General features: G+C 72.0%; 15 protein-coding genes. 12 read left to right on the top strand and 3 right to left on the bottom strand.

What is annotated here, in order from left to right; all coding sequences use genetic code 11:
* The first annotated feature begins 42 nt into the window (after positions 1-42).
* From OG985_RS17455 to moeZ, 10 genes are all read left to right on the top strand, one after another.
* A complete protein-coding gene (locus tag OG985_RS17455; RefSeq protein WP_371669266.1) occupies positions 43-135 on the top strand; it encodes an Ms4533A family Cys-rich leader peptide in 93 nt (30 codons plus the stop codon).
* 165 nt (positions 136-300) lie between these two features.
* Positions 301-2,019, top strand: a complete 1,719-nt coding sequence (locus OG985_RS17450; RefSeq protein WP_371669265.1) for an ABC transporter substrate-binding protein — start codon at positions 301-303, stop codon at positions 2,017-2,019.
* A 4-nt stretch (positions 2,020-2,023) separates the two neighbouring features.
* Positions 2,024-3,034: an ABC transporter permease gene (locus OG985_RS17445; protein WP_371669264.1), complete on the top strand. Its 1,011-nt coding sequence runs from the start codon at positions 2,024-2,026 to the stop codon at positions 3,032-3,034.
* Positions 3,031-4,029 carry an ABC transporter permease gene (locus OG985_RS17440; protein WP_371669263.1) on the top strand — a complete coding sequence of 333 codons (999 nt, stop codon included), beginning with the start codon at positions 3,031-3,033 and terminating at the stop codon, positions 4,027-4,029. Before OG985_RS17445 ends, OG985_RS17440 begins: the two co-directional genes overlap by 4 nt.
* Before the next feature lie 128 nt (positions 4,030-4,157).
* Complete coding sequence (locus tag OG985_RS17435; protein WP_371674402.1) at positions 4,158-5,777, top strand: dipeptide ABC transporter ATP-binding protein; 1,620 nt, start codon at positions 4,158-4,160, stop codon at positions 5,775-5,777.
* 210 nt (positions 5,778-5,987) lie between these two features.
* Positions 5,988-7,706 (top strand): DUF3492 domain-containing protein, encoded by a 1,719-nt coding sequence (locus OG985_RS17430; RefSeq protein ID WP_371669262.1) that lies wholly within the window; start codon positions 5,988-5,990, stop codon positions 7,704-7,706.
* Complete coding sequence (locus tag OG985_RS17425) at positions 7,703-8,881, top strand: hypothetical protein (protein WP_371669261.1); 1,179 nt, start codon at positions 7,703-7,705, stop codon at positions 8,879-8,881. Before OG985_RS17430 ends, OG985_RS17425 begins: the two co-directional genes overlap by 4 nt.
* A gap of 291 nt (positions 8,882-9,172) precedes the next feature.
* Positions 9,173-10,132, top strand: a complete 960-nt coding sequence (locus OG985_RS17420) for an NAD-dependent epimerase/dehydratase family protein (RefSeq protein WP_371669260.1) — start codon at positions 9,173-9,175, stop codon at positions 10,130-10,132.
* On the top strand, positions 10,120-10,872 hold the full coding sequence (locus OG985_RS17415; protein ID WP_371669259.1) for a spherulation-specific family 4 protein: 753 nt from the start codon (positions 10,120-10,122) through the stop codon (positions 10,870-10,872). The genes OG985_RS17420 and OG985_RS17415 overlap by 13 nt, the downstream gene beginning before the upstream one ends.
* Positions 10,873-10,935: 63 nt before the next feature.
* A complete protein-coding gene (moeZ, locus tag OG985_RS17410) occupies positions 10,936-12,114 on the top strand; it encodes an adenylyltransferase/sulfurtransferase MoeZ (RefSeq protein WP_371669258.1) in 1,179 nt (392 codons plus the stop codon).
* A 65-nt stretch (positions 12,115-12,179) separates the two neighbouring features.
* Here the strand turns inward: moeZ and OG985_RS17405 are convergent, their stop codons facing one another.
* The 3 genes from OG985_RS17405 to OG985_RS17395 form a co-directional block, all read right to left on the bottom strand.
* A complete protein-coding gene (locus OG985_RS17405; protein WP_371669257.1) occupies positions 12,180-13,739 on the bottom strand; it encodes an alpha/beta fold hydrolase in 1,560 nt (519 codons plus the stop codon).
* Positions 13,740-13,939: 200 nt separating this feature from the next.
* Positions 13,940-15,490, bottom strand: coding sequence for an alpha/beta hydrolase (locus OG985_RS17400; RefSeq protein WP_371669256.1), 1,551 nt, complete (start codon positions 15,488-15,490; stop codon positions 13,940-13,942).
* Positions 15,491-15,584: 94 nt separating this feature from the next.
* Complete coding sequence (locus OG985_RS17395; protein ID WP_371669255.1) at positions 15,585-18,305, bottom strand: lysylphosphatidylglycerol synthase domain-containing protein; 2,721 nt, start codon at positions 18,303-18,305, stop codon at positions 15,585-15,587.
* Positions 18,306-18,491: 186 nt separating this feature from the next.
* On the opposite strand from OG985_RS17395, the gene OG985_RS17390 reads away from it, so the two are divergent.
* Together OG985_RS17390 and OG985_RS17385 are read left to right on the top strand one after the other, a co-directional pair.
* On the top strand, positions 18,492-18,920 hold the full coding sequence (locus OG985_RS17390) for an MGMT family protein (RefSeq protein WP_371669254.1): 429 nt from the start codon (positions 18,492-18,494) through the stop codon (positions 18,918-18,920).
* 311 nt (positions 18,921-19,231) lie between these two features.
* Positions 19,232-22,789, top strand: a complete 3,558-nt coding sequence (locus OG985_RS17385; RefSeq protein ID WP_371669253.1) for an ATP-dependent helicase — start codon at positions 19,232-19,234, stop codon at positions 22,787-22,789.
* Positions 22,790-22,940: the final 151 nt, after the last annotated feature.

Here is a 22,940-nt window from a genome sequence, read left to right as displayed (position 1 = left end):
GTCACGTTGACATGCGCAGAAAAGTCATACATATTGCTGCGCATGTCGTCCCGTCACGTGTCCGCCCGCGCCGCCATCCGGTTGGCGCTCATCGGCGTGACCCCGCTCTGCGTGGCCGACATTCTCTGTCGCTGACGTCCGCCCCCGGCGTGCGCGTCGCGACTTTCCGCATGTCTCCGTGACCTCGGGTCACGGATTTTCGACGACCCGACGCCGAGGCAGACGTCTGCTCATCTTCGTCTCACTCCTCGTCAATCTGTCTCGCGATCCGAGACATGTCATTCCGAGAGGTCGTCTCCGATGCGTCAACCGTCCGTGAACAGAGCCCGCGTGGCAACCGGCCTGCTGGGTTTGGTGCTGGCGGCGGGCGCCGCCGCCTGCGGCCCCGAGGACAACGATGCCAAGAGTTCCGGTGGCGACTCCACGCCCCACAAGGGCGGCACCCTCACGGTCCTGAACTCCAACCCGCAGCAGGACTTCGACCCGGCCCGGCTGTACACCTCCGGCGGCGGCAAGATCCCGTCCCTCGTCTTCCGCACCCTCACCACACGCAACCGCGAGAACGGCGCTCCCGGCGCGAAGGTCGTCCCCGACCTCGCCACCGACACCGGGCGGCCGAACAAGGACGCGACCGTGTGGACGTACACCCTGAAGAAGGGCCTCAAGTACGAGGACGGCAGCGCGATCACCTCGGCCGACATCAAGTACGGCATCGAGCGCTCCTTCGCCGCCGAACTCTCCGGCGGCGCGCCCTACCTCAGGGACTGGCTCATCGGCGGCGCCGACTACCAGGGCCCGTACAAGGACAAGGGCGGCCTCGACTCGATCGAGACGCCGGACGAGTCGACCATCGTCTTCCATCTCGACAAGCCCGAGGGCGAGTTCCCCTACCTGGCCACACAGACGCAGTTCGCGCCCGTCCCCAAGGACAAGGACACGGGCACGAAGTACGAGGAGCACCCGGTCTCGTCCGGGCCGTACAAGGTCGTCAAGAACGAGAACGACGGCGAGCGGCTCACCCTGGAGCGCAACACGTACTGGTCCGCCTCGACCGACGCCGAGCGCAAGGCGTACCCGGACAGGATCGACGTCAGGTCCGGGCTCGACTCGTCCGTGATCAACCAGCGGCTGTCCGCCTCGCAGGGCGCGGACGCCACCGCCGTCACCACGGACACCAACCTCGGCCCGGCCGAACTCGCCAAGGTGACCGGTGACAAGGAGCTCGCCGCCCGCGTGGGCACCGGCCGCTTCGGCTACACGAACTACATCGCGTTCAACCCGAAGGTGAAGCCGTTCGACGACATCAGGGTGCGGCAGGCGATCTCGTACGCCATCGACCGCTCGTCCGTGGTCAACGCGGCCGGCGGGTCCTCGCTGGCGGAGGCCGCGACCACCTTCCTGCCGAGCCAGAAGTCCTTCGGCTACACGCCGTACGACCTGTTCCCGGCGGGCGCCTCCGGCAACGCGGCGAAGGCCAGGGAACTGCTGAAGGAGGCCGGTCACGCGAACGGGCTCACGATCACCCTGACCCATTCCAACAGCAAGGACTTCGAGACCAGCCCGGAGATCGCGACCGCGATCCAGGACGCGCTGAAGAAGGCCGGCATCACCGTCAAGCTGCAGGGGCTGGAGGAGAACGACTACTCCGACAAGATCCACAGCGCGAGGACCGAACCCGGCTTCTTCCTCGCCCACTGGGGCGCCGACTGGCCGTCCGGCGGGCCCTTCCTCGCCCCGATCTTCGACGGCCGGCAGATCGTCAAGGACGGCGCGAACTTCAACACCGGCTTCCTGGACGACAAGTCGGTCAATGACGAGATTGACGCGATCAACAAGTTGACCGATCTTGACGAGGCCGCCAAGAGGTGGGGCGCACTGGACAAGAAGATCGGCGAGCAGGCACTGACCGTCCCGCTGTTCCACCCGGTCTACAAGCGCCTGTACGGCGAGAACATCCGCAGCATCGTGATCAGCGACTGGGACGGCGTCCTGGACCCCTCGCAGGTCGCGGTCAAGTAGCGCCATGAGCGAGGCAATCGTCGCCTCCCAAGCCCCCGGGACGGACATCGTCGTCCCGGGGGCCTCGGGGGCCGTCCTGTTCTGGCGGCGGCTGCGCTCGCAGCGCGCCGCGCTCGTCGCGGCCGCCGTCGTCGCGCTCCTCGTCCTGGTCGCGCTCGCCGCGCCGCTGCTCACCGCGATCGAGGGCCAGGACCCGACCACGTACCACCCGTCCCTCGTCGACTCCGCCCGCGGTGGTGTGCCCGTCGGCTCGCTCGGTGGCGTCAGCGGCGACCACTGGCTCGGCCTCGAACCGCAGACCGGCCGCGACCTGTTCGCGCGGCTCGTGTACGGCGCCCGGGTGTCCCTCGGTGTCGCGCTGGCGGCGACCGTCGTCCAGGTGACCATCGGTGTGGTCGTGGGTGTCGCGGCCGCGCTCGGGAATCGATGGGTTGATCAACTGTTGAGCAGGTTCACCGACATCATCGTGGCCCTGCCGCTGATGATCATGTCGTTGGCGCTGCTCGCGATCGTGCCGTCGAGCTTCCCGCGACCCGTGCTCGTCGCCCTCGTCATCGGCCTGATCGCCTGGGGCAACATCGCGAAGATCGTCCGTGCCCAGACGCTCACCCTCAAGGGGCTCGACTACGTCTCCGCCGCCCGGCTCAGCGGCTGGGGCGCCTGGCGCATCGCCCGCCGTGAGCTGCTGCCCGGTCTGGCCGCGCCCGTCATCACCTACGCCGCGCTTCTCATCCCGCAGAACATCACCGTCGAGGCGGCACTGTCCTTCCTCGGCGTCGGGGTGAAGCCGCCGACGCCCTCGTGGGGACAGATGCTCACCGCCGCAGACGTCTGGTACCAGGCGGCCCCGCAGTACCTCCTGCTGCCCGCGGGCGCGCTCTTCCTGACCGTCCTGGCGCTGACCGTCCTCGGCGACGGCATCCGCACGGCCCTCGACCCGCGCGCGGCCTCCCGGCTGCGCGTCGGCGCGGGCCGCAAACAGGAGGCCAGGGCGGACAAGGGAGGTGCCGAGTGAGCGGCTTCGGCGGCTTCCTCCTGCGCCGCGCCATCGGCACACTGGTCACCCTGCTCGCCATCTCGGTGGTCGTCTACGTCGTCTTCTACGTCACCCCCGGCAACGTCGCCCAGATCACCTGCGGCCCCCGCTGCTCGCCCGCCCAGGTCCAGCAGGTGACCGAGCAACTGCACCTGAACGACCCGCTGTACCTGCGCTACTGGCACTTCCTGGAGGGCCTGGTCGCCGGCCGGGACTACTCCACCGGCACCTCCGTCGAACACTGCCCGGCGCCCTGCCTCGGCCTGTCGTACCAGAGCGACCAGCAGGTCACGCGGCTGATCCTGACGAAGCTGCCGGTCAGCCTGTCGCTCGTGTTCGGCGCGATGGTGCTGTGGCTGCTCCTCGGCGTCGGCACCGGTGTGCTCTCCGCGTGGCGGCGCGGCCGGCTCTCCGAGCGGCTGCTCACCGGCATCACGCTCGCGGGCGTCGCCACGCCGGTATTCGTGATCGGCCTGGTTCTGATGATCGTCGTCTGCGGGCAGCTGCGACTGCTGCCCTTCCCGCAGTACGTCGCCCTCACCGACGACCCCGAACAGTGGGCGTGGAACCTGCTGCTGCCCTGGCTCTCGCTCGCGCTCATCGAGGCCGCCGCGTTCGCCCGGCTGACCCGGGCGTCGATGCTGGAGACGCTGGCCGAGGACCACATCCGCACCTTCCGGGCGTACGGCGTCGGCGAGCGGTCGATCGTCGGGCGGCACGCGCTGCGCGGGGCGTTCGCACCGGTCATCGCGCTGAACGCGAACAACTTCGGCAGCGCGGTCGGCGGCGCGGTGCTCACCGAGACGCTCTTCGGGCTGCCCGGCATCGGACAGGAACTCGTCCATGCCGTCAATGTCGTCGACCTGCCCGTCGTCGTCGGCATGGTCCTGGTCATCGGGTTCTTCGTGGTCATTGCCAACGCCGTCGCGGACGTCCTGTACGCGCTGGCCGACCGACGGGTGGTGCTGACATGAGCGAGTCCGCGAGCGAGCCGAAGGGGCACGCCGGTGCCGCGGGATCGAGCGCGAACGGGCCCGAGGCGCTCAGCACGGTCGGGCTCACGGCACCGGCCCGCGTGCCCCGGAGGCGAAGCGGGTCTCAGATGGAGAAGGCCCCGTCCCAAAGCCTGGTCGACGTCGACGGTCTGACGGTCGAGTTCGGCGGCCTGCGTGCCGTGGACGGCCTCTCCTTCCGTCTGGAGCGGGGCGCCGCCCTGGCCCTGGTCGGGGAGTCGGGTTCGGGCAAGTCCACGGTCGCGTCCGCCCTGCTGGGGCTGCACCGGGGCACCGGAGCCCGGGTCGGCGGCTCGATCGAGGTCGCCGGTACCGACGTACAGCGGGCGTCCGACGACGCACTGCGGCGGCTGCGCGGCGGAAAGGCCGCGATGGTCTTCCAGGATCCGCTGTCCTCCCTCGACCCGTACTACGCGATCGGTGACCAGATCGCCGAGGTGTACCGGGTGCACACGCGCGCTTCGCGACGGGCCGCACGCGCGCGTGCCGTGGACGTGCTGGATCGGGTGGGCATCCCGGACGCGGCACGGCGGTCGCGCGCACGCCCGCACGAGTTCAGCGGCGGGATGCGCCAGCGCGCGCTGATCGCAATGGCGCTGGCCGGCGAGCCCGACCTGCTGATCGCCGACGAGCCGACGACCGCGCTCGACGTGACCGTCCAGGCCCAGATCCTCGACCTGCTGCACACGCTTCGCGAGGAGACCGGTCTGGGGCTGCTGCTCGTCACGCACGACGTCGGTGTCGCCGCGGAGAGCGTCGACGAGGTCCTGGTGATGCGGCACGGCCGGGCGGTCGAACGGGGGACGGTCTCCGCGGTCCTGGGATCGCCCGAGCAGCCGTACACGCGGGAACTGCTCGGTGCCGTCCCCCGCGTGGAGGCGCCGCGGGCCGTCGCAGGGAAGCCGCCCGGGCCGCAGGAGGTCGTGCTGGAGGGCGCCGGTCTGCGTCGCGAGTTCGGGCGCGGAAAGCGCGCGGTCACCGCCGTGGACGACGTGTCGCTGACCATCCGTCGGGGCGAGACCCTGGGGATCGTGGGCGAGAGCGGCAGCGGCAAGACGACCCTGGGGCGCATGCTGGTCGGCCTGCTGGAGCCGACCGCGGGCGAGGTCCGCCATGAGGGGCGCGCCCGGCCCGGGGTGGATCCGGCCGTCCAGATGGTCTTCCAGGACCCGGTCTCCTCCCTCAACCCGCGCCGCAGCGTGGGCGAGTCGATCGCCGACCCGCTGCGGGCGCGCGGCGAACTGGCGGAGGCGCGTATCCGGGGGCGCGTAAGGGAACTGCTGGAGCGGGTGGGGCTCGAAGGGGCGCACTACGACCGCTATCCGCACGAGTTCAGCGGTGGCCAGCGCCAGCGCGTCGGCATCGCGCGGGCGCTCGCGGCCGACCCGCGCGTGATCGTCTGCGACGAACCCGTCTCCGCGCTCGACGTCACCACCCAGGCCCAGGTCGTCGCCCTGCTGGGCGAGTTGCAGCGCGAACTCGGGCTCGCGCTGGTGTTCGTCGCGCACGACCTCGCGGTCGTACGGCAGGTCAGTGACCGGGTGATGGTGATGCGACACGGGCGCATCGTGGAACAAGGCCTTGCCGACCAGGTGTACGACGACCCCCAGGACCCGTACACCAAACAACTCCTGGCGGCCGTACCGGCGCTCGATCCGCAGGTGGCGGCCCGGCGCAGGGCCGCCCGTCGGGAGCTGACCGTGACGTGATTCCCCGCGTCCCGGGCAGGACGTCGCGCGTACGGATGATCTCTTAGCGCGACGGAACGCCACCCGCACGGGAAAGTTACGACCGTTCACCCCTTTTGGTGGCGCGATGGACAACCGTCCGTCGCGCCACCGTCTTGTCCGCATACGTTCGTCCCGCTGCGAGCCGTCGGGCCAACGGCGGCTCCCCATACGGGAGATCGGGGGTGCACTGTGCGCATTGGACTTGTTACGGAGGGTGGCTATCCGTATGTGGGCGGTGACGCCAGGCTCTGGTGCGACCGGCTCGTGCGCGGGCTCGAGCAGCACGAGTTCGAGCTCTACGCGCTCAGCCGCAGCGAGCGGCAGGAGGACGAGGGCTGGGTTCCGTTGCCGCCGCAGGTCAGCCGGGTGCGCACGGCGCCGCTGTGGACGGCGGAGAACGACGGCGTGACGTACGGACGCCGCGCACGCCGGCGGTTCGCGGAGTGCTACGGGGAGCTCGCGGACGTGCTGTGCACGGGCGGAGCCGAAGCGGCGTCGGAGCAGTCCGCCCCGGAGGCGGACCGTTTCGGCAGCGCGCTGTACGGGCTCGCCGAACTCGCCCGCGAAGAAGGCGGCCTGGTCGCGGCGCTCCGCTCGGAGACCGCCGTACGCGCCCTGGAACGCGCCTGCCGCGCGCCCGGCGCCCTGCGCACGGCTCGTGAGGCGCGCGTACCCGAACTGCTCGCCGTGGCCGCGCATGTGGAACGCGCCCTGCGCCCCCTCTCACTCGACTGGTACACGGACGACGGCCTCGGCTCGGTCGACCTGTGCCACGCCGCTTCCGGCGGCCCCGCGGCCCTGCCCGGGCTGCTCGCGCACCACTTCTTCGACGTGCCCCTGCTCGTGACCGAGTACGGCGTGCGGCTGCGGACGCACTACCTGGCCGCCACGGACTCCTCGCCCGCGGTACGGGCCATGCTCGCCGCCTTCCACGGCCGACTCGCCGCCGAGATCTACGGCCGGGCCACGCTCGTCACCCATGGCAACACCCACGCCCGCCGCTGGCAGGAACGCTGCGGCGCCGACCGGGCGAAACTGCGCACCGTCTACCCGGGCATGGAGGCCGCCCACTTCGCGGAGGTGGGCGAGTCGGCCGAGTCAGCGGACCCCGACACGCTGGTCTGGGCCGGCCGGGTGGAACCCGCCAAGGACCTGGTGTCCCTGCTGCACGCCTTCGCAGACATCCGCAAGGAGGAGCCGAGGACGCGCCTGCGGATCGTCGGCGCCGCCACCGGTTCCGAGGGCGCCGCCTACCTCGGCCACTGCCGGGCCCTGGCCGCGCAGCTCTTCCCCGACGAGGCGGAGGGCCTGCACTCCGTCGGCGACAACCCCGTCTCCTTCGTGGAGATCGGCAGCGCCGAGGTCCCGACCCCGGCCGACGCGTACGCCTCGGGTTCGGTGACCGTCCTGTCCAGCGTCGTCGAGGGCTTCCCGATCAGCTTGGTCGAGGCCATGTTCTGCGGCCGGGCCACGGTGTCCACCGACGTCGGCGCGGTGGTGGAGGTCATCGGCGGCACGGGTCTCGTCGTGCCCCCGCGCAACCCGCGGGCGCTCGCCGAGGCGTGCGTGTCGCTGCTGCGCGACCCCGAACGCCGCGAGCGCCTCGGTGCCGCCGCCCGCGCCCGAGCCCTCGAACTGTTCACCGTCGAGCAGAACACCGCGGCCTTCCACGGCATTTACCTGGAGATCGTGTCGCACTGCCCGGTCCGCCGGGTCGTCCTCGACGACACCGGAGAACCCCTTCCGTTCGCCGCCCCCGCGGAGGCCCACGTGCCGGGCCACTGGACCGATCCCGGCGTACGGGTCGCGGCCCGCGGCGGCTCCGGCTGGCCGCCGGGACCACCGGTACGGGCCACCGGACCCGCACGGGACGCCGGTCCGGTACCCGCCTCGGAGGGAGCGCGATGAGCGGCCTGGAGGAGCTGGACCGCCCGGGGGAGCCGAGCGGCCCCGGTGAGGCCGGTCCCGGGCGCAGGCAGGCCGCTGCCCGCCGTAGCGCCGTCGACCCCGTCAAGGCGTTGATGCATCGTCATCGCGACCTGTGCGAGCGGGCCGTGGACCCCTTGGAGATCGCGGCCGGCCTGGAGGCCCACGGCGTCACCGACCGGACCGCGGCACGCTTCCGCCACCGGGATGTGTTCTCTCTCGCCGAGGAGTTGTACGCCCGCACGTCCCGCGACGGCGAAACGCCCGCGCGCCCTGCCCCCGTCACCGTTCCCCGGGCACGCCCCTACTGGGCGCTCCTCACCCTGCTCCCCGGCGCGCTGGGCGCCGCCGCCGTGGCGGGAGTCCATCTCACCCACGGCCGACTGCGCCTCGTCGCGGCCGCCGTCGGCGTCCTCGCCGTGACGCTCGGACTGCGCGCGGCCCTCGCCCGCGGCCCACTCGGCGCCAAGGACCGCACACCACCCGGCGTGCTCGCGACCGGCATGTGGACCTGCTGCCTGATCGCCTACGCCCTCCTCGGCGACGGCCTGCTCGACGCCGCCGTCGCCGGAGGCCCTGACGAACTGCCCACCGGAGCCCCCGACGGCCCCTGGCCGGTCGCCGTCGCCCCCGTCCTCGCGCTGGCCCTCTCCTGCGCGCCGGCCGCGTGGAGCGCCCACCTGTTCACGGCGCGGGCCCGCCGCAAGCTGACGTCCAGCCGAGGGCTGGAGGACTTCACCGCCTCGGTGCGTCCCCTCCTGCTGAGCACCTTCGCCCTCTACCTCTCCGCCCTTTGGGCACTGCTCGCCCTGTGCGGTGCGGTCCTGGACGAACCTGCCGCCTACGCCCGCGCCACCACCCTGGGCGCCCTGCTGCTCCTGGCCCGCCTCCTGACCATCCACGGCTTCCCCCACGCCCCCGCCGTCGCGCTCACCGCGACGGCCGCCGCCCAGGTCGCCGCTCCGGCCTCGGTCTTCGCGTCCCGTCTCCCCGGCTGCGGCTTCCTGGCGACCCCCGTCGAGACGGTCGTCGGCGCCTGGGGCGCGGGCGCCGTCCCCACACTCACCTGCGGAGCCGCGGCCCTGGCGCTGCTGCTGCACGCGACCCGCACCCTGACGCGAGCGTCGGCCCACGCACCGACGGACCAGCCATGGTGACCCGCCACACCCCTCGGACCTCCGAAATCTCCCGCACTTTCCAGACGCCCCGAGCAGCCCCCGGGAACGCCCACCCCGCGAGGACGCCCCGAGCAGCCCCCGGGAACGCCCACCCCGCGACGAGTCCGCGGGCGAAGCCCGCCGGCAGCGGGCGCGGATCGCTCGTCACACACCGCCAGAACCAGCCGCAGGCGCCCGGCCGAACCGCCGGAGGCAACCCACCACCCCCTCTGAAGGAGAACCCCAGATGATCACCTCCCGACCCGAAGCCTCGGCCGCGGGAGCCGCCCGATGAGAGTCCTGCTGATCGGAGCCAACGGCTACCTCGGCCGCTTCGTCGCCGACCGCCTCCTCGCCGACCCCGCGGTCCAGCTCACCGCACTCGGCCGCGGCGACGACGCCGATGTCCGCTTCGACCTCGCGTCCGGCAGTCCCGGCGCCCTCACCCGCTTTCTCGACGCGGTCCACCCCGGTGTCGTCGTGAACTGCGCGGGCGCCACCCGTGGCGGCGCCCGTGAACTCACCCGCCACAACACCGTCGCCGTCGCCACCGTCTGCGAGGCCCTGCGCCGCAGTGGTTGCGGTGCCCGTCTGGTGCAGATCGGCTGTGGTGCCGAGTACGGTCCCAGCCAGCCCGGCTCCTCCACGGCCGAGGACGCCGTACCCCGCCCCGGCGGCCCGTACGGCGTCAGCAAACTCGCCGCCACCGAACTGGTCCTGGGCTCCGGCCTGGACGCCGTGGTCCTGCGCGTCTTCTCCCCCGCGGGCCCCGGCACCCCCGCCGGTTCCCCCCTCGGCCGCCTCGCCGAGGCCATGCGCCGTGCCATGCAGTCCGGCGACGGCGAACTCAAGCTCGGCGGCCTCGGCGCCCAGCGCGACTTCGTCGACGTGCGCGACGTGGCCCGCGCCGTCCACGCCGCCTCGCTGTCCGCAGCGCAGGGCGTCATCAACATCGGTTCGGGCCGTGCCGTCCGCCTCCGCGACGCCGCCGCCGTCCTCGCCCGCGTGGCCGGCTTCGGCGGTGCCCTCCACGAGCTCGACGGCCCGCCCGGTCCGCTCAGGGCGTCCATCGGCCACCCGCGCACCGACTCCGACCACGCCGCACCGGTCGCGTACCCGTACCCGGACGGCTGCGGCAACTGGCAGCAGGCCGATGTCCGCACCGCACGCGACCGGCTCGGCTGGCGGCCCCGGATCAACCTCGAGGAGTCCCTCGCGGACATCTGGATGGAGGCGGCATGCCGCATCTGAGCAGTACCAGAGCGGGCACCGCGAGTACCGACGTCCGCACCCGCCTGGGCATCCCCGGCTATGCGCATCCCCTCCTCGCCCCCACCGAATGGGGTGAACTCAGCCGCCCCGGCACACCTCTGAACTGGGTCGTCCTGAACGTTTCGGGCGGCGGCCCCGGCACCCGCCCCGACCCGCACTGTCTGGAGGCGGCCGGCCGGCTGCGCAACGCGGGTGTCCGCGTTCTCGGCCACCTCGACATCCGGTACGGCACCCGAGACGTCGGCGAGGTCGTCTCCGACGCGCACCGCTATGCCGACTGGTACCAGGTCGACGGCTTCCTCCTGGACCACTGCCCCACCGAGCGCACCGCGCTTCCCGTGGTCCGACGGACGGTCGCCACGCTCCGTGCGCTCCGCGACCACGCCCACATCGTGCTCGGTCACGGCACCCACCCGCATCCCGGCTTCGCCGAGTGCGCCGACCAGTTGGTCACCTTCTCCGGCTCGTGGGGCGACTACCGCTGGTCGCAGGTGGCCGAGTGGACCGCGGACCACCCGCCCGAGCGTTTCTGCCACTTCGTCCACGGCGTGCCACGGGGGCATCTGGACGAAGCGCTGCGGATCGCGCGCTGGCAGGGCGCCTCCACGATCTGGTTCACCGACCGCACCGACCGTGACGGCCGCACGGATCCCTTCGAGGCCATGCCCGGCTACTGGGACGACATCGTCTCGCGGATCGGAACGGGTGTCTCGGAATGAAGAAGCCCATGGCAGTGTTACGGGGAGAACAACTGTAGTGATTGACCGACCAACGGAGTCCCCGTGTCGCTGCCACCCCTGGTCGAGCCCGCTTCCGAGCTCACCGTAGACGAGGTCCGCAGGTACTCCCGCCACCTGATCATCCCCGACGTGGGGATGGACGGGCAGAAGCGGCTGAAGAACGCCAAGGTGCTCTGTGTGGGCGCCGGCGGCCTGGGCTCGCCGGCGCTGATGTACCTGGCCGCGGCGGGCGTGGGCACGCTCGGCATCGTGGAGTTCGACGAGGTCGACGAGTCGAACCTGCAGCGGCAGATCATTCACAGCCAGGCCGACATCGGCCGCTCCAAGGCCGCGTCCGCCCGCGACTCCGTCCTGGGCATCAACCCGTACGTGAACGTGGTCCTTCACGAGGAACGGCTCGAGGCCGAGAACGTGATGGACATCTTCAGCCAGTACGACCTGATCGTCGACGGCACGGACAACTTCGCGACCCGCTACCTGGTGAACGACGCCTGCGTGCTGCTGAACAAGCCGTACGTGTGGGGCTCGATCTACCGCTTCGACGGCCAGGCCTCCGTCTTCTGGTCCGAGCACGGGCCCTGCTACCGGTGCCTGTACCCGGAGCCCCCGCCGCCCGGCATGGTCCCCTCCTGCGCCGAGGGCGGCGTCCTGGGTGTGCTGTGCGCGTCCATCGGCTCCATTCAGGTCAACGAGGCGATCAAGCTCCTCGCGGGCATCGGTGAGCCGCTCGTCGGCCGCCTGATGATCTACGACGCCCTGGAGATGCAGTACCGCCAGGTCAAGGTCCGCAAGGACCCCGACTGCGCGGTCTGCGGCGAGAACCCGACCGTCACCGAGCTCATCGACTACGAGGCCTTCTGCGGCGTCGTGTCCGAGGAGGCCCAGGAGGCGGCCGCCGGCTCCACGATCACTCCCAAGCAGCTCAAGGAGTGGATCGACGACGGCGAGAACATCGAGATCATCGACGTCCGCGAGATCAACGAGTACGAGATCGTCTCGATCCCCGGCGCCAAGCTGATCCCGAAGAACGAGTTCCTCATGGGCACCGCCCTGGAGACCCTGCCGCAGGACAAGAAGATCGTCCTGCATTGCAAGACGGGTGTCCGCAGTGCGGAAGTCCTCGCCGTGCTGAAGTCCGCGGGCTTCTCGGACGCCGTGCACGTCGGCGGCGGCGTGATCGGCTGGGTCAACCAGATCGAGCCGGAGAAGCCGGTCTACTGACCCGGCGTCCCGTCCTGGACGGCGGGGGCTTCGCGCACCGACGGTGCCCGGAGCCCCCGCCGTCGTCATGAGCAGACCCTGCCGTCCTTCGGCACCGTCCCGTTCAGCAGATACGCGTTCACCGTGGAGTCGACGCAGTCGCTCCCGCTGCCGTACGCCCCGTGGCCCTCGCCCTTCCAGGTGAGTTCCACGCCGACATCGTCGCCCAGCTCGTCGGCCATCCTGCGGGCCCCCTCGTAGGGCGTCGCCGGGTCGCCGGTGTTGCCGACCACCAGGACCGGTGCGGCACCGGGCGCCTTCACCTCCGGGGTGTCGTGCTGTCCGGCCACCGGCCAGTCGTGGCACCAGCCGGCCGTGTCCCAGCCCAGGAAGCCTCCGAACACCGGTGAGATCTTCTCGAACGTCGGCAGCAGCTTCTTCGTCTCGGCGAGCGTCGGCCGCTGCTTGTCGTCCAGGCACGATATGACCCGTTGCGAGTGGGTCGTCGTGCCGTAGTGGCCGGAGGCGTCACGCTCGTTGTATCCGTCGGCGAGTGTCAGCAGCTCCGAACCGTCCCCGGCATCCGCCGAGTCCAGGGCGCTGGTCAGGGACGGCCAGCTGGCCTTGCTGTAGAGCGGCAGGACGATACCGGTGACCGCGAGCGTCTGGGTCAGCTTCCGTCCGGACGACGTGGACAGCGGGTTCGCGTCGAGCCGCTTCAGCAGGCCCGCGATCTTCTGAGAACCCTGCTCGGGGTTCTGACCGGTCGACTTGAGGTAGTCGTTCAGCGCGCGCTGGAAACCCCGGGCCTGGTTCTCCGCGTGGCCCACCGTGTCGGCGCTCGGGTCGACGACCGCGTCGAGGATCAGCCGCCCCACGTTCTTCGGGAACAGGTGGGCGTACACACCGCCGAGCTCCGTGCCGTACGAGATGCCGAAGTAGTGCATCTTCCGGTCACCGAGGACCTGGCGCATCAGGTCCATGTCGCGGGCGGTGTCGGTGGTCGAGACATGCCCCAGCAGCTTCCCGGCTGCCTTCTGGCAGCCCTTGCCGAAGTCGGTGGCGTCCCGGAAGTACGCCCGCTCCTCGGCCGGGGTGTCCGGTGTGGCGTCCACCGCCTCGGCGGCCTGGATCGCCTTGTCACCACGGCAGCGCAGCCCTTCGCTGGCCGCGACCCCGCGCGGGTCCCAGCTCACCAGGTCGTAGCGCTCGCGCAGCCGCGAGACCGTCGCGGAGTACGCCGGCAGGGTGGACACGCCCGAGGCGCCGGGGCCGCCGAAGTTGAACAGCAGCGAGCCGATGCGGTCGTCGCCCCGGGCCTTGCCGCGGATCAGGGCGATGCCGATGGTCTCGCCGCCGGGCTTCGACCAGTCCAGCGGTACCTTGAGCGTCGCGCACTGCCAGTCGCTGCCCGGTGCGGGGGAGTCCGCGGTGGCCCCGCAGCGTCCCCAGCCCAGCTTCTGCGAGGTCAGCGACGAGGGCAGGGGCGCCGCCGCGGAAGTGCCGCTCGACGGCGAGGCGGCCGACGCGCCGTTCCCGCCCGTCTCCTCGCCGCTCTTGCCGTCGTCGGACGAGCCGCCGCTACAGCCCACCGCCAGCAGTGCGGCGGCGGCCGTCAGGGCCGTCCACCGTACGAATCGCGTCATCGCATTCCCCCCTCGCAGGCCGCCCGCATCGTGCCGCGGATGGCGGTCAGGCCATAGTAGGCGGATCACACGACGCCCGTCGGAGCCTGTGGATAACGCTCTGACCTGTGACTTTCATGGATCGGCGGGCCGCCTCCGCCCTCGCCGCCCGCCTCCGCCGTCGCCGGTCATCGGGCCGACCCACCGGCCCCTGCCGGGTGTCAGGTGCAGACGGTGCCGGCCGCCGGCACCTTCCCGTCCAGGAGATAGCCGTTCACCGCGGCCTGCACGCACTTGTTCTTGCTGTCGTACGCCCCGTGCCCCTGCCCCTTGTACGTCAGCTCGACGCCGACGCCCTTGCCCAGCGCGTCCACCATCTTCCGCGCACCCTCGTACGGCGTCGCGGGATCGCCGGTGTTGCCCACGACGAGGATCGGCGCGGCCCCGGGCGCGCTCACGTCGGGATGGTCGGCGGCACCCGCCACGGCCCAGTCGGTGCAGCTGACCAGGCTCCAGGCCAGGAAGTCGCCGAACAGCGGGGAGGCCGCCCGGAACTCGGGCAGCCTTCCTTCCACGAAGTCGGCGGTGTAGCGCGGCTTGTCGTCGGCGCAGTTGATGGAGACGTTGGCGGCGGTGATGTTGCTGTACTCGCCGTTCTCGTTGCGTCCGTTCATCGAGTCGGACAGCAGCATCAGGACTCTGCCGTCGCCGTCGTACGCCTGCTCGAGCCCCTCGGTGAGGTACGCCCAGAAGTCCTTGGAGTACAGGGCCTGTGCGATGCCGCCGGTGGCGGCGGACTCGGTCAGCAGGCGCGGGAAGACGCCCGGGATCGGCTTGCTGTCGAGGTCCTTGAGCAGCTTGGCGATGCGGTCCTTGACGTTCTGCGCGCTGTCGCCGACCGGGCAGTCCTCGGCCTTCGAGGTGCAGTCCTCGGCGAAGTTGTCGAGCGCCAGCTGGAACCCCCTGGCCTGCCCCAGCGAGCCCTGTTCGGGGTTCTGCGTCGGGTCGACGACCGCGTCGAACACGGCGCGGCCGACGTGCCCGGGGAACAGGTGGGCGTACACGCCGCCGAGTTCCGTGCCGTAGGAGATGCCGAAGTAGGACAACTTGGCGTCGCCGAGGACCTGGCGCATCAGGTCCATGTCGCGGGCCACGTCCGTGGTCCGTACGCGCGGCAGCATCTTCGCGGAGTTCTTCTCACAGGCTCCGTTGAACTCCTTGGTGTTGCCCAGGAACTCGGTGCGTTCGGCGGCATCGTCGGGTGTGGCGTCCTGCTGGAAGTAGGCGTCGAGCTGCTGGTCGTCCTCGCACTCCACGGGCGCGCTGCGGCCGACCCCGCGCGGATCGAAGCTCACCAGGTCGTAGCGGGTGCGCAGGGCCGCGTAGTCCTGACCGAAGGCGGGCAGCGTGGTCACGCCCGAGCCGCCGGGTCCGCCGAAGTTGAACACGAGCGAGCCGATGCGCCTGTCGGCGGCCCCGCTCGCCTTCGCCCGGACCAGCGCCAGACCGATGGTGTCGCCCTTGGGGCTGCCCCAGTCCAGAGGCGCCCGCAGAGTCGCGCACTGCCACGCGTCACCGTCCGGCAGCGGCGATGGCGCGTCACCGCCGCCCTCCGCCGCGGACGGGGCCGGGCAGTCCTTCCAGCTCAGCTTCTGGGCCGTCAGATCCTCGTCCTCGTCCTCGGAGTCGTCGCCGCAGCCCGCCAGCAGGGAGGACAGCAGGAGAGCGGTGGCGGCCACGGCCGCGGCGCGCAGTCGGGAGGGGCTCGGCATGGTTCCATCCTGCGCTCGCGCGCGGGGCGACGCTCGGGGCGCGAGCCGTACGAGGTACGCGCGGCACCAGGCGGCCGTGCCCGCGAACGTCGTACTACAGCGAGCCCTTGCGTGACAGATGGTTGAAGGCGAGCCAGCCGGGCAGAACCGGCAGCCACAGTGTCAACAGGCGGAACAGCAGCACCGCCGGAGCGGCGACCTCCTTGGGAAGGCCCACGGCGATCAGACCGACCGTCAGGGTCGCTTCGACCGCGCCCACCCCGCCCGGGGTCGGGGCGGCCGAGCCGAGCGCGTTGCCGGCGAGGAAGACCACCGCGACGCTGGCGATGCTGAGCGAGGTCGACTCGTCGCCGAAGGCGCGGATCGACGCGTCCAGACACATCACGAAGCAGGCGGTCAGCAGGAGCATGCCGCCGACCCCGGTGACCAGCTTCTGGGGCCGCTGCAGCACGTCCAGCATGCGCGGCACGACACCGGCGAACAGTGACCTCACGCGCGTGACGACGAACTTCCGCAGGAACGGCACCGAGGTCACCACGAGCACGAGCACCGCCACCGTCAGCAGACCCGCGATGACCGTCCGGGAGGGCGACAGCGACGGTGTCTTCTCGGTGCCGGTCAGGTAGCCGAACGACAGAAGCATCAGGATGTGGCAGCCGAGACCGAACAGCTGGGACGCGCCGACGCTCGCCACCGCGAGCCCGGGCCGTACCCCCGAGCGCTGCAGGAAGCGCGTGTTGAGGGCGACACCGCCCACCGCGGCCGGTGCGACGATCTTCACGAAGGACCCGGCGACCTGTGCCGCCACGGTCCGCAGGAACGGCACCCGCTCGGGCACGAAGCCCAGTAGGGCCATCGCCGCCGCGAAATAGCTGAGGGCCGAGAACAGCACGGCCGCGGCGACCCAGCCCCACTCCGCGTTGGCCATCAGCGGGCCGAACTCGATGTGGGTGAGCTGCGTCAGCAGGAAGTACGCACCGATGGCACCGGCGATGAAACTGAGCAGCGTGCGCGGCCGCACCCGCTCCAGGCGGGCCGGCTCGACCGGCGCCTGCGGCCTGATCAGCAGTACCTCGTGGCGGATCTGGGTCAGCAGATCCTCCTCGCGTGCCCCGTCCAGGGCCTCGTCGATGGCACGCTTCTCGGCCCGCTGCTCCGCGCGTACGGCCTTCTTGCCGGGCTTTTCGAGTACGACGGGACCGGCGGCGTCCTCGCCCGCGTCCAGTCGGGCCTGCTTGGCCAGCCGCGACGCCTCCAGGACCGCCTCGCGCTCGCGCTGCCCCCGCTCCCGGGCCAGTTTCCGCAGCGTCGCGCGCGTGGAGCGGCTCAGGGCGATGGGCTGCAGCATCGGCAGGCAGTCGGCCACGGCGTCGGGGCCGAGCATGCTGACCGCCGAGGCGACCGCGCGCTCCGCGCCCACCCGCAGGCCGAGTGTCACCAGCAGCTGGGAGACGTCCATGCGCAGCAGCAGGTCGCCGGTCGCGATCTCGCCGACCCGCAGGTCGGTGAGAATCACCGTGCCGGAACGATCCACCAGAATCGCGTCGCCGACCAGCCTGCGGTGCGCGATGCGCCGCGACTGGAGCGCCCTCACCTGGTGCCAGGTGTCGCGCAGCAGATCGTCGGTGATGGCCTCGTCCGGCAGGGAGTCGAGGGTGCGCCCGCCGGTGTGCTCGTAGACGAGCATGACGGCGTCGGGGCCCAGCTCGGAGGTCGCGATCAGCTTGGGGGCGTTGGCACCGGCCGCGATGGCCGCGTACGCCAGGAGCGCTTCCTGTTCCAGTGCCTGACGCAGCGACTGCAGGCTGCTGCGGGTGGCGAAGCCGCGGAGTGTCAGGTTGCGCCACGTCCGGTAGAAGAAGCCCTGTGCCTGCTGTTCGCGGTCGACGACGGTCACGTCCAGCGGTGGACCGTCCTCGAGCGTCACGAAGTAGCGCCGCCCCCGGTCGCCGGTCTCCGGGGTTTCCGGCACCTCCTCGCGGGCCGCGCTGACGGGGTGGAAGCCGACGGTCCGCAGACCGGCGATCAGGGTTCGTCCGGTGGGACGGACGTTGGGGGAGCCGACCGCGTACAGCGTTCCGTAGGCGACGGTCCAGCCGATCAGCACCGTCAGGATGATCGAGAACGGTGTCGTGTAGCCGGTCACGAGCATCGAGAACGCGTCGAGGAGCAGTACGACCCACAGCACCGAGCGCCAGCGCGGTCGGCGGGACATGCCGACGGCCGTCATGTAGGCGATGACGGGAGCCAGATAGCCGTGCACCGGATCGGTGAGGGCGTGTATGTCGCCGGGCGAGGGCTGGGTGAGTGCTTCCTGGATCGAGCCGGGGGCGCCCTTCGCGACCCACAGGTCGGTGGCGAGCGTCACTCCGTGCGCGAGGACCGCGGCGAGGACTCCGTCGGCGATCCGCAGACCGTCGCGTTTGATCAGCCGTTCGATCGCGAACGCGACCGGCACCAGGAGGATGGCGATGCTGGACGCCAGGCCGGCGATCTTGATCAGGAGGTCGGGCGCCTGCCCGGTGCCCTTGTTGATGTCCTGTTCGAGGCCCGAGGTGGTGCCGTGCGCGAACGCGGCGATCGCGAGGAGCAGCACGACGGCCAGCACACCGACCATGAGCCGCATCAGGTCGGACGGGCGGTGCACGCGCGCGGGGAGCAGCGGTTCGTCGCCCTCGACCTCCTCGACGTGCGTCGTCTCCTCGCACGCGATCTGGTCGGCGGCCGTCTCGTCGGCACGGCCGGCGTCCGGGCGCGACGAAGCGTCAGAGGTGCTTTCAGCGCCCTCGGGCTGCTGCGCGCCCTGCTGCTTCATCGTCTCTTCTTGATCTCGTATCACCGGTCACCGCCCGCACGATGGTGGCATGCCCCACCGACACAGGGGGGCATCAGGGTGCAAATGCGGGGGCGCACAGTCTGCCCGAAGCGCCGCTCGGGGGCGAGGAGTACGCACAGTGGCGACGGCGTCACGCTGTCGGTGGGGTGGGGCAGGATGGGGCGGATGAGCGAGGAGAGCCTTCCGCGGGACGCCCGCGAGGAGCACGTGGACGCCCGCGAGGGGTATGCGGACACCCACCCGGACCGTGCGGACGCCCTGCCGGAGTATGCCGAGCGGGTGCTCGAGGTGGCCGAGCTGATTCCGCCGGGACGCGTCATGACGTACGGGGACGTCGCCGAGTGGCTCGCGGAGGGCGGCCCCCGCCAGGTCGGCCGCGTGATGGCCCTCTACGGGGCCGCCGTCGCGTGGTGGCGCGTGGTCCGGGCGGACGGCGTCCTGCTGCCGGGCCACGAACTGCGGGCGCTCGCCCACTACCGGGCCGAGGGCACGCCCCTGAAGCAGGCGAGCCGGGCCGCCGAGGGCCATGTGCCGCGGCTGGACATGCCACGGGCGCGGTGGGACGGCGGCGAACGCGCGGAGGGTCACACCTGACAGCTTCCGCCATCCGACGGTCCCAGGGGCACCCCGTGATCCGTACGGGGGAATCGGGGCACGACCGTGGCATGACGTACGTTCGTGGGGCGAGGGACGCATGTGTCGTGAGCGTCGCGGGGGAAGAAGAGGAAGCGCTGCTTCCGCACGATCCGGCGGCGTAGCGTCGGCTGCACGTGTCTCTCTCACCCCGCGGCCACCGCCCTCCACGCACGGTGGCCGGCCCGCTCGTGACCCGACCACCACTCTTCGACGACGGCGCTCCGCGCCGGCAGTGACAGATCGCACACCCACCAGGACCGGCGAACCACGTGAGCTCCTCTTCCTCCACCAGGCGCCCGTCGCACCCCGCGGTGCGACGGGGGAACCGTGGCGCTTACCGGCTGGTACGTACCCCGCCGACTCCTGTGAATCCCCCTCGTCTGGACGCCGCACAGCGCACCGTGGTTGAGCACGTGTCCGGTCCGATGCTCGTGCTCGCAGGTCCGGGCACCGGAAAGACCACCACGCTCGTCGAGTCGGTGGCGGCGCGGATCGCCCGGGGCGCGGACCCCGCGCGCATCCTTGTGCTGACGTTCAGCCGCAGGGCGGCCGTCGAACTGCGCGACCGCATGGCGTTGCGCACGGGGGCGGCCCGCGCTCCCCGCGCGACCACGTTCCACTCCTTCTGCTACGCCCTGGTCCGCGCCCACCAGGACGCCGCCCTGTTCGTCGAGCCGCTGCGGCTGCTGTCCGGACCCGAACAGGACGTCACCGTCCGCGGACTCCTCGCGGGCCAGCCCGACCTGGAGCGACTCGGCCTCGCGCACGTGCGCTGGCCGGACGACCTGCGCGCCTGCCTGACCACCCGCGGATTCGCCGACGAGGTCCGCGCGGTCCTCGCCCGCAGCCGTGAACTGGGCCTGGGCCCCGGAGCCCTGGACGCCTTCGCCCGCCGTATCGGCCGCCCCGACTGGCGGGCCGCGGCCGCCTTCCTCGCCGAGTACCTCGACGTGCTCGACATGCAGGGCGTCCTCGACTACGCCGAACTCGTCCACCGCGCGGTGCTCCTCGCCCGTCGCCCCGAGGTCGCCGAGCGGCTCGCCGCGCAGTACGACGCCGTCTTCGTCGACGAGTACCAGGACACCGACCCGGCTCAGGTACGGCTCCTGCACGCACTCGCCGGCGGTGGCCGCACCCTGGTCGCCTTCGGCGACCCCGACCAGTCGATCTACGCGTTCCGGGGCGCGGACGTGAACGGCATCCTCGACTTCCCGGACGCCTTCCCGCGCGTGGACGGCCGTCCGGCCCCCGTCGAGGTCCTCAGGACCTCCCGCCGCTCCGGTGCCGGCGTGCTGACCGCGACCCGGCTGCTGACCCAGCGCATGCCACTGACCCGGCTCCCGGCCGAGAAGGTGCGCGCCCACCGGAACCTCGCGCCGGTCCGGGACGGAGGCCGCGTCGAGGTCTTCACCTACCCGACACCGGGCACCGAACTGGACAACATCGCCGACATCCTGCGCCGGGCGCACCTGGAGGACGGTGTCCCCTGGCGCGAGATGGCCGTCCTGGTACGCGCCGGATCCCGCACGATCCCCACGGTCCGCCGTGCCCTGACCGCGGCCGGCGTCCCCCTGGACATCGACGGCGACGACCTGCCCCTGCGCCACGAACCGGCGGTGGCGCCGTTGCTGACGGCACTGCGGACCGTGGCCAGGGCCGAGGCGTCGGCACGCCCGGAGAGGACCGCTGACGGCGGCCGGGCGGCGGGCGACGCCGATGCCGTGGAGGCCACGGAGGACGACGTCGTACGGGCGGTCGACGAGGGCGGCACCGACGAGGGCGGCACCGACGAGGACGGCACCGACGAGGGCGGCGTCGACGAGGACGGCACCGACGAGGACGGCGTCCACCAGGCGCGGCCCCGCGAGGACGCCGACGGTGCTCAGGTCGGGGCGGAAGCCGAGTCCGGCGTCCATGAGCCGGCGCCCCGGACCTCCTGGCTGGACACCGAGACCGCGCTGACCCTGCTCTCCTCACCCCTGGCCGGCATGGACGCCGCCGACCTTCGCCGCCTCGGCCGCGCCCTGCGCGACGAGGAGCGGGCCGCGGGCAACCCCCTCCCACCGCCCTCGGACGACCTCCTCGCGCGCGCGCTCGCCGAGCCGGAGCGCCTGGTCGCGCACGACCCCACGTACGCGCGCGGTGCCCAGCGCCTCGGCGTGCTGCTCAGGAAGGCCCGTGAGCGTCTCGCGGGCGGCGGCACGGCCGAGGAGGCGCTCTGGGACCTGTGGCAGGGCACGCCCTGGCCCACGCGACTGGAACGCGCGGCGCGGCGCGGCGGCGCGGCGGGCCGCAACGCCGACCGCGACCTGGACGCCGTGTGCGCGCTGTTCGCCACCGCGGCCCGCGCGGAGGAACGCACCGGCGGCCGGGGCGCACTCAACTTCCTGGAGGAGATCGAGGCGGAGGACATCGCCGCCGACACCCTCACCCGGCGCGCGGTACGCCCCGACGCCGTCCGTCTGATGACCGCGCACCGCTCCAAGGGCCTGGAATGGCGCCTGGTCGTCGTCGCGGGTGTCCAGGAGGGACTGTGGCCGGACCTGCGCCGCCGCGGCTCCCTGCTGGAAGCCGACCGCATCGGCCGCGACGGCCTCGCCGAACCGCTCACCCCGGGCGCGCTGCTCGCCGAGGAGCGCCGACTCTTCTACGTGGCCGCCACGCGCGCGCGTGAGCGCCTGGTCGTGACCGCCGTGAAGGCACCCGCGGACGACGGCGACCAGCCCTCCCGCTTCCTCACCGAACTCGGCGTCGAACCGAAGGACGTCACAGGCCGGCCGCGCCGCCCGCTGTCCGTCGCGGCCCTCGTGGCAGAACTGCGCGCCACGACGGTCGACCCGCGCGTGTCCGACCCTCTCAGGGAGGCGGCCGCCCGTCGCCTGGCCCGGCTGGCGGCACTCGCCGACGAGGACGGCCGCCCGCTGGTCCCCGCCGCGCACCCCTACCGCTGGTGGGGCATGTTCGAGTCGACCGAGAACAAGGTGCCGCTGCGCGACCGCGATCAGCCCGTCGTGCTCTCCGGCAGCGCCCTCGACCAGCTCGCCAACACCTGCGCCCTCCAGTGGTTCCTGGGCCGCGAGGTGAAGGCCGACGCGCCCGCCACGGTCGCCCAGGGCTTCGGCAACGTCGTGCACGTCCTCGCCGACGAGGTCGCCTCCGGACACACCCCGGCCGACCTCGCCGTCCTCATGGAACGCCTCGACTCCGTGTGGAACGCCCTCGCCTTCGACGCGCCCTGGAAGTCGGCGCAGGAGAAGGACAACGCGCGCGTGGCCCTCGAACGCTTCCTGAAGTGGCACGTCGACTCCGGTGGGGCCCGCGGCGGGCGGACGCCGGTGGCAGGCGAGCACGGCTTCGACGTCACCCTCGAGGCGGGCGACTTCGAGGTGCGCATCCGCGGCTCGATGGACCGCGTCGAGGCCGACGCCGAGGGCCGCGCCTACGTCGTCGACTTCAAGACCGGCAAACAGGCCCCCAGCGCGGCCGAGGTGGCCCGCCACCCACAGCTCGCCGTCTACCAGCTCGCCGTCCGCGAGGGCGCCGTCGACGAGCTCTTCGACGGTGTACGTCCCGAACCGGGCGGCGCCGAACTCGTCCAGCTGCGCCAGGGCGCCGCCCGGCGTGACGGCGGCGAGGCGTTGCCCAAGGTGCAGGCGCAGGAGCCGATCGACGGAGAGGCGGGGGAGTGGGCCGGCGACCTGCTGGCCACGGCCGCCGGCAAGGTCCTCGACGAACGGTTCACGCCGAGCGTGGGCCAGCACTGCACCCACTGCGCCTTCCGGGCCTCGTGCGGCGCACGCCCCGAGGGACGCCACGTCGTGGAGTGAGACGTCCCGGGCAGCGCGTGCTCGGACGACGCGCCCCTGGAGGGCGCGTGGATCCGCAGCACCTGTGTGATGGACCGCACCACGTGTGTTGACCAGCGTTTCCTCCCGCCCGGCGGCCGATCGGTCCGCCGCTGTCAGTGGTCGCCGCTAG

This window comes from Streptomyces sp. NBC_00289 (assembly GCF_041435115.1).
GTDB lineage: Bacteria > Actinomycetota > Actinomycetes > Streptomycetales > Streptomycetaceae > Streptomyces.
The sequence above is the reverse complement of the archived record's forward strand: the minus strand, read 5'-3'. Positions and strand labels throughout refer to the sequence as shown.

Bases quoted from the DNA above. Each gene is read 5' to 3' on its own strand.
- OG985_RS17455 (WP_371669266.1), top strand. From the start codon at position 43: ATGTCGTCCCGTCACGTGTCCGCCCGCGCCGCCATCCGGTTGGCGCTC.
- OG985_RS17450 (WP_371669265.1), top strand. From the start codon at position 301: ATGCGTCAACCGTCCGTGAACAGAGCCCGCGTGGCAACCGGCCTGCTG.
- OG985_RS17445 (WP_371669264.1), top strand. From the start codon at position 2,024: ATGAGCGAGGCAATCGTCGCCTCCCAAGCCCCCGGGACGGACATCGTC.
- OG985_RS17435 (WP_371674402.1), top strand. From the start codon at position 4,158: ATGGAGAAGGCCCCGTCCCAAAGCCTGGTCGACGTCGACGGTCTGACG.
- OG985_RS17425 (WP_371669261.1), top strand. From the start codon at position 7,703: ATGAGCGGCCTGGAGGAGCTGGACCGCCCGGGGGAGCCGAGCGGCCCC.
- OG985_RS17420 (WP_371669260.1), top strand. From the start codon at position 9,173: ATGAGAGTCCTGCTGATCGGAGCCAACGGCTACCTCGGCCGCTTCGTC.
- OG985_RS17415 (WP_371669259.1), top strand. From the start codon at position 10,120: ATGCCGCATCTGAGCAGTACCAGAGCGGGCACCGCGAGTACCGACGTC.
- OG985_RS17405 (WP_371669257.1), bottom strand. From the start codon at position 13,739: ATGACGCGATTCGTACGGTGGACGGCCCTGACGGCCGCCGCCGCACTG.
- OG985_RS17400 (WP_371669256.1), bottom strand. From the start codon at position 15,490: ATGCCGAGCCCCTCCCGACTGCGCGCCGCGGCCGTGGCCGCCACCGCT.
- OG985_RS17395 (WP_371669255.1), bottom strand. From the start codon at position 18,305: ATGAAGCAGCAGGGCGCGCAGCAGCCCGAGGGCGCTGAAAGCACCTCT.
- OG985_RS17390 (WP_371669254.1), top strand. From the start codon at position 18,492: ATGAGCGAGGAGAGCCTTCCGCGGGACGCCCGCGAGGAGCACGTGGAC.